This is a genomic window from Streptomyces sp. NPDC001941 (genome assembly GCF_040296945.1).
Taxonomy (GTDB): Bacteria; Actinomycetota; Actinomycetes; order Streptomycetales; family Streptomycetaceae; genus Streptomyces.
Genome location: NZ_JBEOYE010000030.1, coordinates 15,842 through 29,262, shown reverse-complemented (window position 1 = coordinate 29,262; position 13,421 = coordinate 15,842). Strand labels below are relative to the sequence as shown.

The following is a 13,421-nucleotide window of genomic DNA, read 5'->3' as shown; positions in this document are numbered from 1 at the left end:
GCACGGAGGCCGGGCCCCGCAAGGGGTCCGGCCCGCGCGCCGGGCAGTTCCCGACCGTTTCCGCCCGGCACACCGGTGGCCCGGTTCCGCGACGCTCCGCGGACCCGGGCCACCCGTGCGACGCACAGGGCGCGGCGGTCAGGCCGTGACCTCCACCGCCGCCAGGTTCTTCTTGCCGCGCCGCAGCACCAGCCAGCGGCCGTGCAGCAGGTCACCGGTGGTCGCCACGGCGTCCTCGGCGGTGACCTTGACGTTGTTCACGTACGCACCGCCCTCCTTCACCGTGCGGCGCGCCGCCGACTTGCTGGCCACCAGGCCGACCTCGGCGAACAGGTCCACGACCTGCCCCAGCTCCGAGACCCGCGCGTGCGGCAGCTCCGACAGCGCGGCGCGCAGCGTCGCCTCGTCCAGGTCCGCGAGCTCGCCCTGGCCGAACAGCGCCTTGGAGGCGTTGATGACGGCGGCGCACTGGCCGGCGCCGTGCACCAGCGTGGTCAGCTCCTCCGCCAGCGCGCGCTGGGCGGCGCGCGCCTGCGGGCGCTCCTCGGTCTGCCGCTCCAGCTCCGCCAGCTCCTCGCGGGACTTGAAGGACAGGATCCGCAGGTAGCGGGAGACGTCCCGGTCGTCCGTGTTCAGCCAGAACTGGTAGAACGCGTACGGAGTGGTCATCTCAGGGTCGAGCCACAGGGTGCCCGTCTCGGACTTGCCGAACTTGGTGCCGTCCGCCTTGGTCATCAGCGGCGTCGCCACGGCGTGCACCTCGGCGTCCGGCTCCAGGCGGTGGATCAGGTCCAGGCCGGCCGTGAGGTTGCCCCACTGGTCGCTGCCGCCCTGCTGCATGGTGCAGCCGTGGCGGCGGTACAGCTCCAGGAAGTCCATGCCCTGGAGCAGCTGGTAGCTGAACTCGGTGTAGCTGATGCCCTGCTCGGACTCCAGACGGCGGGCGACCGAGTCCTTGGTGAGCATCTTGTTGACGCGGAAGTGCTTGCCGATGTCCCGCAGGAACTCGATCGCGGACAGCCCCGCGGTCCAGTCCAGGTTGTTGACCATCGTCGCCGCGTTCTCGCCCTCGAAGGACAGGTACGGCTCGATCTGGGCGCGCAGCCGGTCCACCCACAGGGCGATGGTCGCCGGGTCGTTCAGCGTGCGCTCCGCGGTCGGGCGCGGGTCGCCGATCTGACCCGTCGCGCCGCCCACCAGGGCCAGCGGCCGCAGGCCGGCCTGCTGCAGGCGGCGCATGGTCAGCACCTGCACCAGGTGCCCGACGTGCAGGCTGGCCGCGGTCGGGTCGAAGCCGCAATAGAACGTCACGGGACCGTCCGCGAGCGCCTTGCGCAGGGCGTCCTCGTCAGTGGACTGGGCGAGCAGCCCGCGCCACTTCAGCTCGTCGACGATGTCCGTCACGGTCGTACGTCTCCTCTGTACGGGATGAAAAGGGTCTCCGGCCAGTCTAGGCGGGTCAGACGCCCTCGCCGACCGGGTTAAAGCGCCGCGGGCGGTCACACGCCCTCGCCGACCGGGTCCGATCGCCGCGGGCGGTCACACGCCCTTGCTGACCGAGCTCATGTTGAAGTCCGGCACCCGCAGCGCCGGCATCGCGGCCCGGGTGAAGTAGTCGCCCCACTCGCGCGGCAGCGTCCGCTCGGTCCGCCCCGCCTCCGAGGCGCGCGACAGCAGGTCCACCGGCGACTCGTTGAACCGGAAGTTGTTCACCTCGCCGACCACCTCGCCGTCCTCCACCAGGTAGACGCCGTCCCGGGTCAGCCCGGTCAGCAGCAGCGTCGCCGGGTCGACCTCGCGGATGTACCACAGGCAGGTCAGCAGCAGCCCGCGCCCGGTCGCGGCCACCATCTCCGCCAGCGAGCGGTCGCCACCGCCGTCCAGCACCAGGTTGCCCACCGTCGGGGCCACCGGCAGCCCGGTGAGGGCGGCGCTGTGCCGGGTGGTGGTCAGCCGGGCCAGCTCGCCCTCGCGCACCCACGCGGTGGGCTCCAGCGGCAGTCCGTTGTCGAACACCGACGAGTCGTCGCCCGAGGAGTGCGCCACGACGAACGGCGCGGACTCCAGACCGGGCTCGTGCGGGTCGCTGCGCAGGTTCAGCGGCAGCGGCGAGAGCCGCTCGCCGACCCGGGTGCCGCCGCCGGGGCGGGAGAAGACGGTACGGCCCTCGGCCGCGTCCCGGGCCGCCGACGACCACAGCTGGTAGATCAGCAGGTCCGCGACCGCGGTCGGCGGCAGCAGCGTCTCGTAGCGGCCCGCGGGCAGCTCGATCCGGCGCTCCGCCCAGCCGAGCCGGACGGCCAGCTCCGCGTCCAGGGCGCCCGGGTCCACGTCCTTGAAGTCCCGGGTGGCCCGGCCCGCCCAGGCCGACCGGGTCCGGTCGGGCGACTTGGCGTTCAGCTCCAGCGTGCCGTTCGGCTGGTCGTGCCGCAGCCGCAGGCCCGTGGAGGTGCCCAGGTAGGTGGAGGTCAGCTCGTGACTGGCGAAGCCGTACAGCTCGCGGCCCCCCTCCCGGGCCCGGGCGAAGGCCTCGCCTAGGGCGGGCGCGAAGTCCGTGAAGACGGCCGAGGAGGTCTCGGCGGGCGCGTCCGCGAAGTCCGGGCTCGCGGGCACCCCGGTGACCAGCGGCCGGGCGTCCTCGGCGGGGCCCGCGGCGCGCGCGGCGGCCTCCGCGGCCCGCACCAGGGGCTCCAGGTCGTCGGCGGTGACGGCGGTGCGGGAGACGACGCCCGAGGCGGTGCCCTCGGTGCCGTCGACCGTGGCGATCACGGTCAGGGTGCGGCCGCGGGTCACGCCGTTGGTGGTCAGGGCGTTCCCGGCCCAGCGCAGGTTGGCGGAGGAGAGCTCGTCGGCGATGACCACGCAGCCGTCGGCGGTGGACAGCTCCAGGGCGCGCTCGACGATCTCGTGCGGCTTGGTCGTACGGGGGCTCATCGGCCGGCCTCCTGGGTGGTGTTCAGAACGTTGACGCCCCGGAAGAGGGCCGAGGGGCAGCCGTGCGAGACCGCCGCGACCTGGCCCGGTTGGGCCTTGCCGCAGTTGAAGGCGCCGCCCAGGACGTACGTCTGGGGGCCGCCGACCTTCTCCATGGAGCCCCAGAAGTCGGTGGTCGTCGCCTGGTACGCCACGTCCCGCAGCTGCCCGGCGAGCCGCCCGTTCTCGATGCGGAAGAAGCGCTGCCCGGTGAACTGGAAGTTGTAGCGCTGCATGTCGATGGACCAGGAGCGGTCGCCGACGACGTAGATGCCGCGCTCCACCCCGCCGATCAGGTCCTCCGTCGACAGCCCGCCCGGCTCCGGCCGGAGCGAGACGTTGGCCATGCGCTGCACGGGCACGTGCCCGGGGGAGTCGGCGTAGGCGCAGCCGTTGGAGCGGCCGAGCCCGGTGAGCTTCGCGATGCGCCGGTCCAGCTGGTAGCCCACCAGCGTGCCGTCCTTCACCAGGTCCCAGGACTGGCCCTCGACGCCCTCGTCGTCGTAGCCGATGGTCGCCAGGCCGTGCTCGGCGGTGCGGTCACCGGTCACGTTCATCACCGACGAGCCGTACGTCAGCTTGCCGAGCTGGTCGAAGGTGGCGAAGGAGGTGCCCGCGTAGGCCGCCTCGTAGCCGAGCGCCCGGTCCAGCTCGGTGGCGTGGCCGATCGACTCGTGGATGGTCAGCCACAGGTTGGAGGGGTCGATGACCAGGTCGTAGGCGCCCGCCTCGACGCTGGGCGCGCGCATCTTCTCGGTCAGCAGCGCCGGGATCTCCTCCAGCTCCGCGTCCCAGTCCCAGCCGGTGCCCGTCAGGTACTCCCAGCCGCGCCCGGCCGGCGGGGCGATGGTGCGCATCGAGTCGAACTCGCCGGTCGTGGCGTCCACCGCGACGGCCGTCAGCTGCGGGTGCAGCCGGACGCGCTGCTGCGTGGTGACGGTGCCCGCGGTGTCCGCGTAGAACTTGTTCTCGTGCACGGTGAGCAGCGAGGCGTCCACGTGCGCCACGCCGTCCGCGCGCAGCAGCCGCCCGCTCCAGTCGGCCAGCAGCCCCGTCTTGTCCTCGTCGGGCACGGTGAACGGGTCGATCTCGTACGACGAGACCCAGGTCCGCTCGGCGTGCACCGGCTCCGCCGCCAGCTCCACCCGCTCGTCCGACCCGGCGGCCGCGATCACCCGCGCGGACAGCTGGGCCATCGCGACCGCCTGCGAGGCGACCCGCGCGGCGGCGTCCATGGTGAGGTCGACGCCGGAGGCGAACCCCCAGGCGCCGCCGTGCACCACCCGCACCGCGTAGCCGAGGTCGGTGGTGTCGGACGAGCCCGCGGGCCGGGCGTCGCGCAGCCGCCAGGAGGCGCTGCGCACCCGCTCCAGGCGGAAGTCCGCGTGCTCGGCGCCCAGCGCTCGCGCGCGGGCCAGTGCGGCGTCGGCGAGGGCCCGCAGCGGTAGCCGCAGGAAGGCTTCGTCGATCGAATGGGTCCCAGTTGGCACAGGTGTCTCCCGTTTGGTGTGAGACGGTCGCCCCGATCATGTCGCGCGACCGGGCCCGGTGCCCAGTCCCTTTTCTGTAGGGACCCGACAGTGCTTCCCAGCAGCCACTGTCAGGGCCCGATTCCACACGAGCCGGGCCGTACCGATAGGTTTTCGAGGTACCAGACCGCTATCGAAAGGGTGATCCGTTGAGCCGCTCGGTTCTCGTCACCGGAGGAAACCGGGGCATCGGCCTCGCCATCGCCCGCGCGTTCGCCGAGGCCGGCGACAAGGTCGCGATCACGTACCGGTCGGGCGAGCCGCCGGCCGGCTTCCTGGCCGTCAAGTGCGACATCACCGACACCGAGCAGGTGGAGCAGGCCTACAAGGAGATCGAGGAGAAGCACGGTCCGGTCGAGGTGCTGGTGGCCAACGCCGGCGTCACCCGTGACCAGCTCCTGATGCGCATGTCCGAGGAGGACTTCACGTCCGTCCTCGAGACCAACCTGACCGGCACCTTCCGCGTCGTCAAGCGTGCCAACCGCGGCATGCTGCGCGCCAAGAAGGGCCGCGTCGTCCTGATCTCCTCGGTCGTCGGCCTCCTCGGCTCGGCCGGCCAGGCCAACTACGCCGCCTCGAAGGCCGGACTGGTCGGCTTCGCCCGCTCGCTGGCCCGGGAGCTGGGTTCGCGCAACATCACCTTCAACGTCGTCGCCCCCGGTTTCGTCGACACCGACATGACCAAGGTGCTGACCGACGACCAGCGCGCGAACATCGTGAAGCAGGTGCCGCTCGGCCGCTACGCGCAGCCGGAGGAGATCGCCGCGGCGGTCCGCTTCCTGGCGTCCGACGACGCCTCGTACATCACTGGAGCCGTCATCCCGGTTGACGGCGGATTGGGCATGGGTCACTGACCATCATGAGTGGAATCCTCGAGGGCAAGAAGATCCTCATCACCGGTGTGCTGATGGAGTCCTCCATCGCGTTCCACGCCGCGAAGATCGCCCAGCAGCAGGGCGCGGAGATCATCCTCACCGCCTTCCCGCGGCCCACGCTCACCGAGCGCATCGCCAAGAAGCTGCCCAAGCCCGAGAACGTCAAGGTCATCGAGCTCGACGTGTCCAACGACGAGCACCTGGCCCGCCTGGAGGGCCTGGTCCGCGAGCAGCTCGGCGACCGCCTCGACGGCGTCGTGCACTCCATCGGCTTCGCCCCGCAGGACGCGCTCGGCGGCAACTTCCTGAACACGCCGTTCGAGTCCGTGGCCACCGCCATGCACGTCTCGGCGTTCTCGCTGAAGTCACTGACGATGGCGCTGCTGCCGCTGATGACCGAGGGCGGCTCGGTGGTCGGCCTGACCTTCGACGCGCAGTACGCCTGGCCGCAGTACGACTGGATGGGCCCGACCAAGGCCGCCCTGGAGGCCACCAGCCGCTACATGGCGCGCGACCTGGGCAAGCAGGACATCCGCTGCAACCTGGTCTCCGCGGGCCCGCTCGGCTCGATGGCCGCCAAGTCCATCCCGGGCTTCAGCGACCTGGCGGACGTCTGGAACTCCCGCTCCCCGCTCGCCTGGGACCTGGCGGACCCCGAGCCGGCCGGCAAGGCCATCGTGGCCCTGCTGTCGGACTGGTTCCCGAAGACCACCGGCGAGATCGTCCACGTGGACGGCGGCCTGCACGCGATCGGCGCCTGACGCCCCGGCCGTACCGCACGTCCCTCCGGTCGTACGGAGACGATGCCCCGCACCCGACAGGGTGCGGGGCATCGCCCGTTCGGCCTTCGCGGCGGGCGCGGGGGCGGTGCGGCGGGTGAGGGTGGTGGGGCAGAGCTCGTGCCCTCCCCGCACTTCCGGCCGAGGAGGTCCCACAGGTGCGTACCACCTGGCGTTCCACCACCGCGGCCCTGGCCGCCTGCGCGGTCTGCCTCTGGCTGGTGCCCGGGGCGCAGTCCTCGGTCGCGCACGCCCCGCGCGCCGTGCGCGCGGAACCGGCCCCCCGGCCCTTCGGCGCGGACTGCGTCACCGGGGTGAGCGGGTCCCACGTCACCGCGTCCTGTCACAACCCCTACCCGGACACCGACCGCGTCCAGCTGCACGTGGAGTGCGCGAACTGGTGGGACGTCGACGCCGACGGCGCCCCGGTGGACGTCGGGCCCACGGAGTACGTGGAGCTGGCGGACCGCTGCTGGACGGAGGTGCGGGAGGTCTGGGTCAGCCACCGGCCGGTGCCGGGGCCCGCAGGCACATGAACGGGTAGCCGGCCGCCTCCGCCGCCGCGGTGTCCCCGTCGCCCGCGCGGATCGCGGCGACCAGGCGCGCGTGGTCCATGTGGTTCTCCGGCAGCAGCACGGCGCCCACGTCGCCCCGCAGCCACGCGCGCAGCAGGTCGCCCAGGTCCGCGTACATCTCGGTCAGCACGTCGTTGTGCGAGGCCGACACCACCGCGTGGTGGAAGGCCGCGTCGGCGGTCACGAAGCGGTCCGCCTCGCCCGACTCCCAGGCCTCCTCGCGCCGGGCGAGCAGCGCGTCGAGCTGGGCCAGGTCCCGCTCGGTGCGGCGCTCGGCGGCCAGCCGGGCGCCGGAGGACTCCAGGGTGGAGCGCAGCTCGGCGATGTGCCGGGGGTCGGCGTCGGCGAACCGCCGGTGCATCACGCCCGCCAGCTCGCTGGTGGCCAGCACGTAGGTGCCCGAGCCCTGGCGGATGTCCAGGAGGCCGTTGTGGGCGAGCGCCCGGACGGCCTCGCGGATCGTGTTGCGGGCCACCCCCAGCTGCTCGACGAGCTCCGGCTCGGTCGGGATGCGGGACCCGACCGGCCACTCGCCGGAGGTGATCTGGTTGCGCAGCTGCGCGATCACCTGGTCGGAGAGGCCGGAACGCCGGGGGGAGGTCAGCGACATGATGCTCCTGCTGCTCGGACCGGATGGGACCGTACGGGACCGGACGGCCGGACGGTGGCGTGGAGGCCGGGCCGGTCGGGGCGGTGGGAACGGATTGGACAACCAATCATCCCATGATTCTATGATGGTGCCATGCCCGACGAGACCCGGACCCTGAGCCACGCCCAAGAGGCCCCCGCCCCGACCACCCAGGACGCCCCCGCGCGGCCGGGCGTGTGGACGGTGCGGTTCCTGATCGTCGGCATCGTGCTCGCCGCGCTCAACCTGCGCCCCGCGATCACCAGCCTGGGCGCCCTCAACGAGGAGGTCCGCGACGGGCTGCGGATGAGCGGCGGCGTCGCCGGCGTCCTCACCTCCGTACCGGCCCTCTGCTTCGCGATCTTCGGCATCACCGCCCCGCGGCTGGCCCGCCGCTACGGCGCGGGCGCCGTCGTCTGCGCCGGCATGGTCGCCATCGCGGCCGGCCTGGCCGTCCGCCCCTTCGCGGGCGGCACTGCGGGCTTCCTCGCCGCCAGCGCGCTGGCCCTGATGGGCATCGCCGTCAGCAACGTGCTGATGCCGGTGATCGTCAAGCGGTACTTCCCCGACCGCGTCGGCACCATGACCGGGCTCTACTCGATGGCCCTGGCCATGGGCACCTCCCTGGCCGCCGCCGCGACCGTGCCCATGACCGAGGCGCTGGGCGGCAGCTGGCAGACCGGACTGATGGTGTGGTCCGCGCTCGCCGCCGTCGCCGTCCTGCCCTGGATCCCGCTCGCCCGCGACCGCGACCGGGCCGCCCCCGCCGGGCCGGTGGCCGCCGCCGCGCCGGAGGGCGCCGCGCCGCGCATCACCCGCAGCCGCACCGCCTGGGCGCTCGCCGTCTTCTTCGGCCTCCAGGCCACCGGCGCGTACATCACCATGGGCTGGATGCCGCAGATCTTCCGCGACGCCGGGGTCTCCGCGTCCACCGCGGGCGTCCTGCTCGCCGTGACCATGGTCATGGGCGTGCCGCTCGCCTTCGTCATCCCGCGCCTGGCGACCCGGATGAGGAACCAGGGCCCGATCGTCCTGGTCCTCGGCCTGTGCGGCCTCACCGGCTACGCCGGCCTGTACTTCGCGCCGGCGGGCGGCGCCTGGGCCTGGGCGCTGCTGCTCGGCGTCTCCAACTGCGCCTTCCCGCTGGCCCTCACGATGATCGGCATGCGGGCGCGGACCGGTGCCGGGGTGGTGCGCCTGTCGGCCTTCGCGCAGAGCGTCGGCTACCTGCTGTCGATCCCGGGCCCGCTGCTGGTCGGCGTGCTGTACGGGGCGACGGGCGGCTGGGGCGTGCCGCTGCTGTTGATGGCCGGCCTGATGCTGCCGCAGATCGTCGTGGGCTCGCTCGCGGGACGGGACCGGACGATCGAGGACGAATGCTGAGGTGCGAGACTGGGTCCATGCCTGGACCTGTGCTCGACCCGAACCCGCCCAACGGCCAGAAGAAGCTGCTCATCGTGCTCGGCGCCATGCTCGCGATCACGGTGGTCATCGGGATCATCGCCTCGATCGCGTCGCCGTGAGCCGTTGAACCTCTGAGCCGTTGAACCTCTGAGGTGTTGAGCTGTGGCGCCTCTGGGCCGCTGGCCCTCTGCGCCGTTGGGTCGCTGGGTCGTCGAGCCGCTGAACCACCGGGCCGCCGGGGGAGCGGGTGGGGTTAACCCCCCGTCCCCTAGGGGGTCAGGGTCAGGGTGAAGTGGGTGGACCTCCGGATGGGCCCGGGGCTCCTTGATCCGTACGTTTGAGGTACCTCGCACCACGACCCTCGAACACCCCGACGGAGGCGGCCATGTCGGCCCGTACCCACACCCGGTCCCGCACCCCGGTCGCGGCGGGCATCGGCACCCGGCTGCCCTGGTGGGCGGTCGCCCTCCCGCTCATCGCCTTCGTCGCCCTGCTGCTGCTCATAGCCGGTCCCGGAGAGGCGCACGCGACGGGCGCGGACCCGGCCCTCGGACGGCTGCTCCAGCAGCTCCAGGAGCTCCTGTCACGCTAGGCGTCACCCGTGCCGGGGATGCCCGTCAACACCCTGCGCCCGGCCGCGCGATTCATGCGAAGCTGGGAAGCATGAGCGTCGATACACCCCGCAGGATCGTCCTACTCCGGCATGCGAAGGCCGACTGGCCCCAGGTGTCCGACCACGACCGACCGCTCGCGGAGCGCGGCCGCAAGGACGCCCCCGTCGCGGGCCGCAGGCTCGCGGAAGCCGGCTTCGCCTTCGACCTGGCCCTCTGCTCCACCGCGGTGCGCACCCGCGAGACCTGGAAGCTCGCGGTGCAGGAGCTTCCCCAGCGCCCGCGCACGGTCTACGAGGACCGGCTCTACGAGGCCTCGCTCGGCGAGCTGATCGCCGTGCTGAACGAGACCCCCGAGGACGTGAACGACCTCGTGATGATCGGCCACAACCCGGGCACGCACGCGCTGGCCGACGCCCTCGCGGGCGAGGTGGAGGGCGACGCCCTGGCCCGGATGAACCGCGCGGGCTTCCCGACCGCCGCGTTCGCCGTCGTCAGCTTCACCGGCACCTGGAAGTCCGTGGAGCACGGGGTGGGCAAGCTCGTCTCGTTCTGGGCGCCCCACGAGTAGTCGCGACCCAGGAGCGGCCTCCGTTCGTACGGGGAAGGCCCGGCGTCTCGTACGGGGAGGGGCCCGGCGCCCCTCGGGTGCCGGGCCCCTCAACTCCCTTGGACGCCGGGTGCGTTGTCTCCCGCCGACGTCAGGTGTGCCGGCTCCCGCCGGTCAGGCGACGACGGTGTCCGCGGCCTCGACTTCCTCGCGCGTGATGCCGAGCAGGTACAGCACGGTGTCCAGGAACGGCACGTTCACCGCGGTGTCGGCGGCCTCACGGACCACCGGCTTGGCGTTGAACGCCACACCGAGTCCGGCCGCGTTCAGCATGTCCAGGTCGTTGGCGCCGTCGCCGATCGCGACCGTCTGCTCCAGCGGCACGCCCGCCTCGGTGGCGAACCGGCGCAGCAGCCGCGCCTTCCCGGCCCGGTCCACGATCTCGCCGGTGACCCGCCCGGTCAGCTTGCCGTCCACGATCTCCAGGGTGTTGGCCGAGGCGAAGTCGAGCCCGAGGGACTCCCGCAGCGCGTCGGTGACCTGGGTGAACCCGCCGGAGACCACGCCCACCTGGTAGCCGAGCCGCTTGAGCGTACGGATCAGGGTGCGGGCCCCCGGCGTCAGCCGCACCTCGGCGCGCACCTTCTCCACCACCGACGCGTCGAGCCCGGCCAGCAGGGCGACCCGCGCGTGCAGCGACTGCTCGAAGTCCAGTTCACCGCGCATCGCCGCGGCGGTGACCTCGGCGACCTTGTCCTCGCAGCCCGCGTGCGCCGCGAACAGCTCGATGACCTCGTCCTGGATCAGGGTGGAGTCCACGTCCATCACGACCAGGCGCTGGGCCCGGCGGTGCAGCCCGGCCGAGACGACCGCGATGTCCACGCCGATCCCCGCGGCCTCGATGGCCAGGGTGGTGCGCAGCGGCTCGGTCTCCACGCCCGACACCGCGAACTCCACGGCCGTGACCGGGTACTTGGCGAGCCGGAAGACGCGGTCGATGTTGCCGCCCGCCCCGGCGATCCGGGCCGCGATGGCGGCGGTGGACTCGGCGGTGAGCGGGTGCCCCAGCACGGTGACGTGCGAGCGGCCGCTGCCGCGCGGCCGGTTGTCGCCGGTGCCGGAGATGATCTCGGCCTGGAGCTTGAGGGACTCGGCCCAGCTGTGCACGGTGGCGCGCAGCTCGCCCTCGCTGGTGCCGCCCGCGGTCGGCGCGGTGACCAGCGCGCACAGCACGAGGCGGCCGCGGGAGACGACCTGCTCGATGTCGACCACGTCGACGGAGTAGGCGGCCAGGGTGTCGAAGAGACCGGCGGTGATCCCGGGGCGGTCCTTCCCGAAGATCTTGACGAGGAGAGTGGGAACGTCAGAGGTCTGCGATGCGCTCATGGTGCTCCCACCGTATAGGGCACCGGGTGCCACCAGACCCCCCGTCCCGCCTGGCGGACGGCCGCGCCGCCGTCAGCGCCCGCCGCGCGGCCTCCCCGGGGGCGGCGGACCTTCCTCCGGAGCGTCCCGCGGCGGCTGCGGCGGCTGGTCGGGGGTGAGCGGTCCGGCGACGGTGGGGGCGCCGTGGACGCCCTGGGGCGGGCGCAGATAGGGGTTGGTGTCCTGGTTGGGCGGCCGGTACGGCACGGAGGGCCGGTACGGTCCACGGCCGCCCTGCCCGCTACCGGGTCCGCCGCCCTGCCCGCCACCCTGCCCGGGAGCAGGTCCCGAGGGCCCCGGTGCGGGCGCACTGCCCACGGGCCCCGAGGCGCTGACGGTCGGCGCGCTCCTGGGCGGCGGCGGCACTCCGGGCATCCCGGGCACCCCGGCAGGCGCGCCCGGGCTCCGGGCCGGCACCGGGGGAGCCCCGGGCGGAGCGGCCCCCGGCACCCCCGCCCCCGGCACCCCCGGCAGCACCGCCCGCCGCCCCGCGACCCCCGCCGCGCGCGCGAGCAGCGCCCCCAGGGCGCCCGCCCCCGCGCCCCAGGCGGCACCCAGGGCCAGCGCGGTCAGGGCGCGGCCGTGCAGCCGGATCCCCGCGTCGAAGGCGTTGAAGCCGAGCACCGAGAGGGAGGCGTCGACCGAGATGCCGGTCAGGGCCACGAGCAGCGGGAGCGCGAGGGCGGTGAGCACGCCGAGCCTGAGGGCGCAGCGCCCCGCGAAGCCCATGGCGCCGAGGCCGCCGCGCGCGGTCCGGACGGCGGTGAGCACGCCCGCGTACAGCATCGCGAGGCCGAGGGCGACGGGCAGCAGCCAGACGCGCCCGTCGAGTTCGGCGAGTCTGCCCAGCGTGACCGGCTCGTTCGCCGAGACCTTCAGGAGGTCGTCCAGCGGGTGCGGCAGCGCCTGGGCCAGGGCCCCGGTGGCGCCGCCGTCCCAGGGCACGAAGAGCCCGAGCGGCACCGCCAGCCACACGCCGTTGGGCGCCCCGAGGAGGGCGGCGCCCGCGATCCGGCCGGGGTGGTCGTCGGTGGCCGCCGCGTACGCCGCGGCCGCCCACCCGGCGAGCACGGCGACCAGCAGCACGTGCACCAGCGCGGAGGCGGCGGGCCGCACCACGCGGTGCACGGCGTCCCAGGCGCGCCCGGCCGGCAGCGGGGTGCGGCGGGAGGCGAGCAGGGCGATCACCGCGGTGCCGAGCACCCAGAGCAGCCCGCCCGCCAGCGAGGCCGCGGTGTCCACGCTGAAGCCGACCTTCGCCTTGGCGTCGGCCAGGTCGCCGAGCCGGTCCGGGAGCAGCCCGCCGATGTCGCCGAGGCCGGGGATCTCCAGGCCCCCGTCACCGGAGCCGCCGCTCCCGCCCCCGGGCAGCGACCCCAGGCCCAGCGCGTCGCCGTCGAAGGTGATGACGTCGTGCCCGGCCCAGGCGAGCCCGGCGACGACCGCGGTGAACAGCACGGCCAACGAGGCCACGCGGGCGGCCAGTTCGGCGGCGGCGAGGTGCGCTCCCGTACCGCGCAGGGAGCGCAGGAAGAAGTACGCGAGGACCAGCGCGCCGACCAGGGAGACGCCGAGTGGCGTGATGTCGACGGCCGTTCGGGCCGCGGCGCCGTCCAGGCCGAAGGCAGACACGTTCCCGGTGGGCGTCACCGAGCCGCCCACGGCGAGCACCACGACGGCGGCCGTCATCGGCCCGAGCGACCCCTGCCGGTCCGCCCCCAGCAGGTGCAGGCCGAGGGCCGCGGCGCCCGCCATCGCGACCAGCGCCCAGCTCACGGCGGCGATGGAGGCCAGGATCACATCGGCCCAGCGAATGCGCCGTACGTGACCGCCGGTGACGCCAACAGCCATCAGGATTCCCCCGATTCATGGCAAGTTGCCCCATTTGCTCATGATCCGTAGGGACTCATGGGCGGTTACCACTCTCCGGGGGTGTTTCTCCTCGCGTCAACGGGGCGTCCGGGCCTGCCTGCGCGCGGTCTTCACACCGCCCGACTTTCGGTCGCGGGTGCGGGCCTGAAATAGTTCCCACCGATGTTCGCCATCCCTAGACTCCCTGTGATGGGGGTAAC

At 73.5% G+C, this 13,421-nt stretch carries 13 protein-coding genes; 7 read left to right on the top strand and 6 right to left on the bottom strand.

The genetic code is table 11. The features are described from left to right. Positions 1-138: 138 nt before the first annotated feature. The 3 genes from tyrS to ABT160_RS21020 form a co-directional block, all read right to left on the bottom strand. Positions 139-1,404, bottom strand: coding sequence for a tyrosine--tRNA ligase (gene tyrS, locus ABT160_RS21030; protein ID WP_351649220.1), 1,266 nt, complete (start codon positions 1,402-1,404; stop codon positions 139-141). A 135-nt stretch (positions 1,405-1,539) separates the two neighbouring features. After that, the gene (locus ABT160_RS21025; RefSeq protein WP_351649219.1) at positions 1,540-2,934 is read right to left on the bottom strand and encodes a metallopeptidase TldD-related protein; all 1,395 of its coding nucleotides are present in this window, start codon (positions 2,932-2,934) and stop codon (positions 1,540-1,542) included. Next, positions 2,931-4,463, bottom strand: coding sequence for a TldD/PmbA family protein (locus ABT160_RS21020; RefSeq protein WP_351649218.1), 1,533 nt, complete (start codon positions 4,461-4,463; stop codon positions 2,931-2,933). Before ABT160_RS21020 ends, ABT160_RS21025 begins: the two co-directional genes overlap by 4 nt. A 188-nt stretch (positions 4,464-4,651) precedes the next feature. Between ABT160_RS21020 and fabG the strand changes: the two genes are divergently transcribed. From fabG to ABT160_RS21005, 3 genes are all read left to right on the top strand, one after another. Beyond that, entirely contained in the window at positions 4,652-5,356 is a 705-nt protein-coding gene (gene fabG / locus ABT160_RS21015; protein WP_351649217.1) for a 3-oxoacyl-[acyl-carrier-protein] reductase, read from the top strand. Positions 5,357-5,361: 5 nt separating this feature from the next. Beyond that, the gene (fabI, locus tag ABT160_RS21010) at positions 5,362-6,138 is read left to right on the top strand and encodes an enoyl-ACP reductase FabI (protein ID WP_351649216.1); all 777 of its coding nucleotides are present in this window, start codon (positions 5,362-5,364) and stop codon (positions 6,136-6,138) included. Positions 6,139-6,314: 176 nt separating this feature from the next. Further along, entirely contained in the window at positions 6,315-6,692 is a 378-nt protein-coding gene (locus ABT160_RS21005) for a hypothetical protein (protein WP_351649215.1), read from the top strand. Here ABT160_RS21005 and ABT160_RS21000 read toward each other — a convergent pair. After that, positions 6,655-7,341, bottom strand: coding sequence for a FadR/GntR family transcriptional regulator (locus tag ABT160_RS21000; protein ID WP_351649214.1), 687 nt, complete (start codon positions 7,339-7,341; stop codon positions 6,655-6,657). The two genes, ABT160_RS21005 and ABT160_RS21000, sit on opposite strands and share 38 nt — an antisense overlap. Before the next feature lie 132 nt (positions 7,342-7,473). On the opposite strand from ABT160_RS21000, the gene ABT160_RS20995 reads away from it, so the two are divergent. From ABT160_RS20995 to ABT160_RS20980, 4 genes are all read left to right on the top strand, one after another. Continuing rightward, positions 7,474-8,742, top strand: coding sequence for a CynX/NimT family MFS transporter (locus ABT160_RS20995; protein WP_351649213.1), 1,269 nt, complete (start codon positions 7,474-7,476; stop codon positions 8,740-8,742). Continuing rightward, on the top strand, positions 8,736-8,882 hold the full coding sequence (locus ABT160_RS20990) for an SGM_5486 family transporter-associated protein (RefSeq protein ID WP_351649212.1): 147 nt from the start codon (positions 8,736-8,738) through the stop codon (positions 8,880-8,882). The genes ABT160_RS20995 and ABT160_RS20990 overlap by 7 nt, the downstream gene beginning before the upstream one ends. Before the next feature lie 266 nt (positions 8,883-9,148). Beyond that, positions 9,149-9,355, top strand: coding sequence for a hypothetical protein (locus tag ABT160_RS20985; RefSeq protein WP_351649211.1), 207 nt, complete (start codon positions 9,149-9,151; stop codon positions 9,353-9,355). A 71-nt stretch (positions 9,356-9,426) separates the two neighbouring features. Next, positions 9,427-9,945, top strand: coding sequence for a SixA phosphatase family protein (locus tag ABT160_RS20980; protein ID WP_351649210.1), 519 nt, complete (start codon positions 9,427-9,429; stop codon positions 9,943-9,945). Between the two features lie 153 nt (positions 9,946-10,098). Here ABT160_RS20980 and serB read toward each other — a convergent pair whose 3' ends face one another. Both serB and ABT160_RS20970 read right to left on the bottom strand, forming a co-directional pair. Next, positions 10,099-11,310: a phosphoserine phosphatase SerB gene (gene serB, locus ABT160_RS20975; protein WP_351649209.1), complete on the bottom strand. Its 1,212-nt coding sequence runs from the start codon at positions 11,308-11,310 to the stop codon at positions 10,099-10,101. Positions 11,311-11,382: 72 nt separating this feature from the next. Beyond that, positions 11,383-13,200: a streptophobe family protein gene (locus ABT160_RS20970; RefSeq protein WP_351649208.1), complete on the bottom strand. Its 1,818-nt coding sequence runs from the start codon at positions 13,198-13,200 to the stop codon at positions 11,383-11,385. Positions 13,201-13,421: the final 221 nt, after the last annotated feature.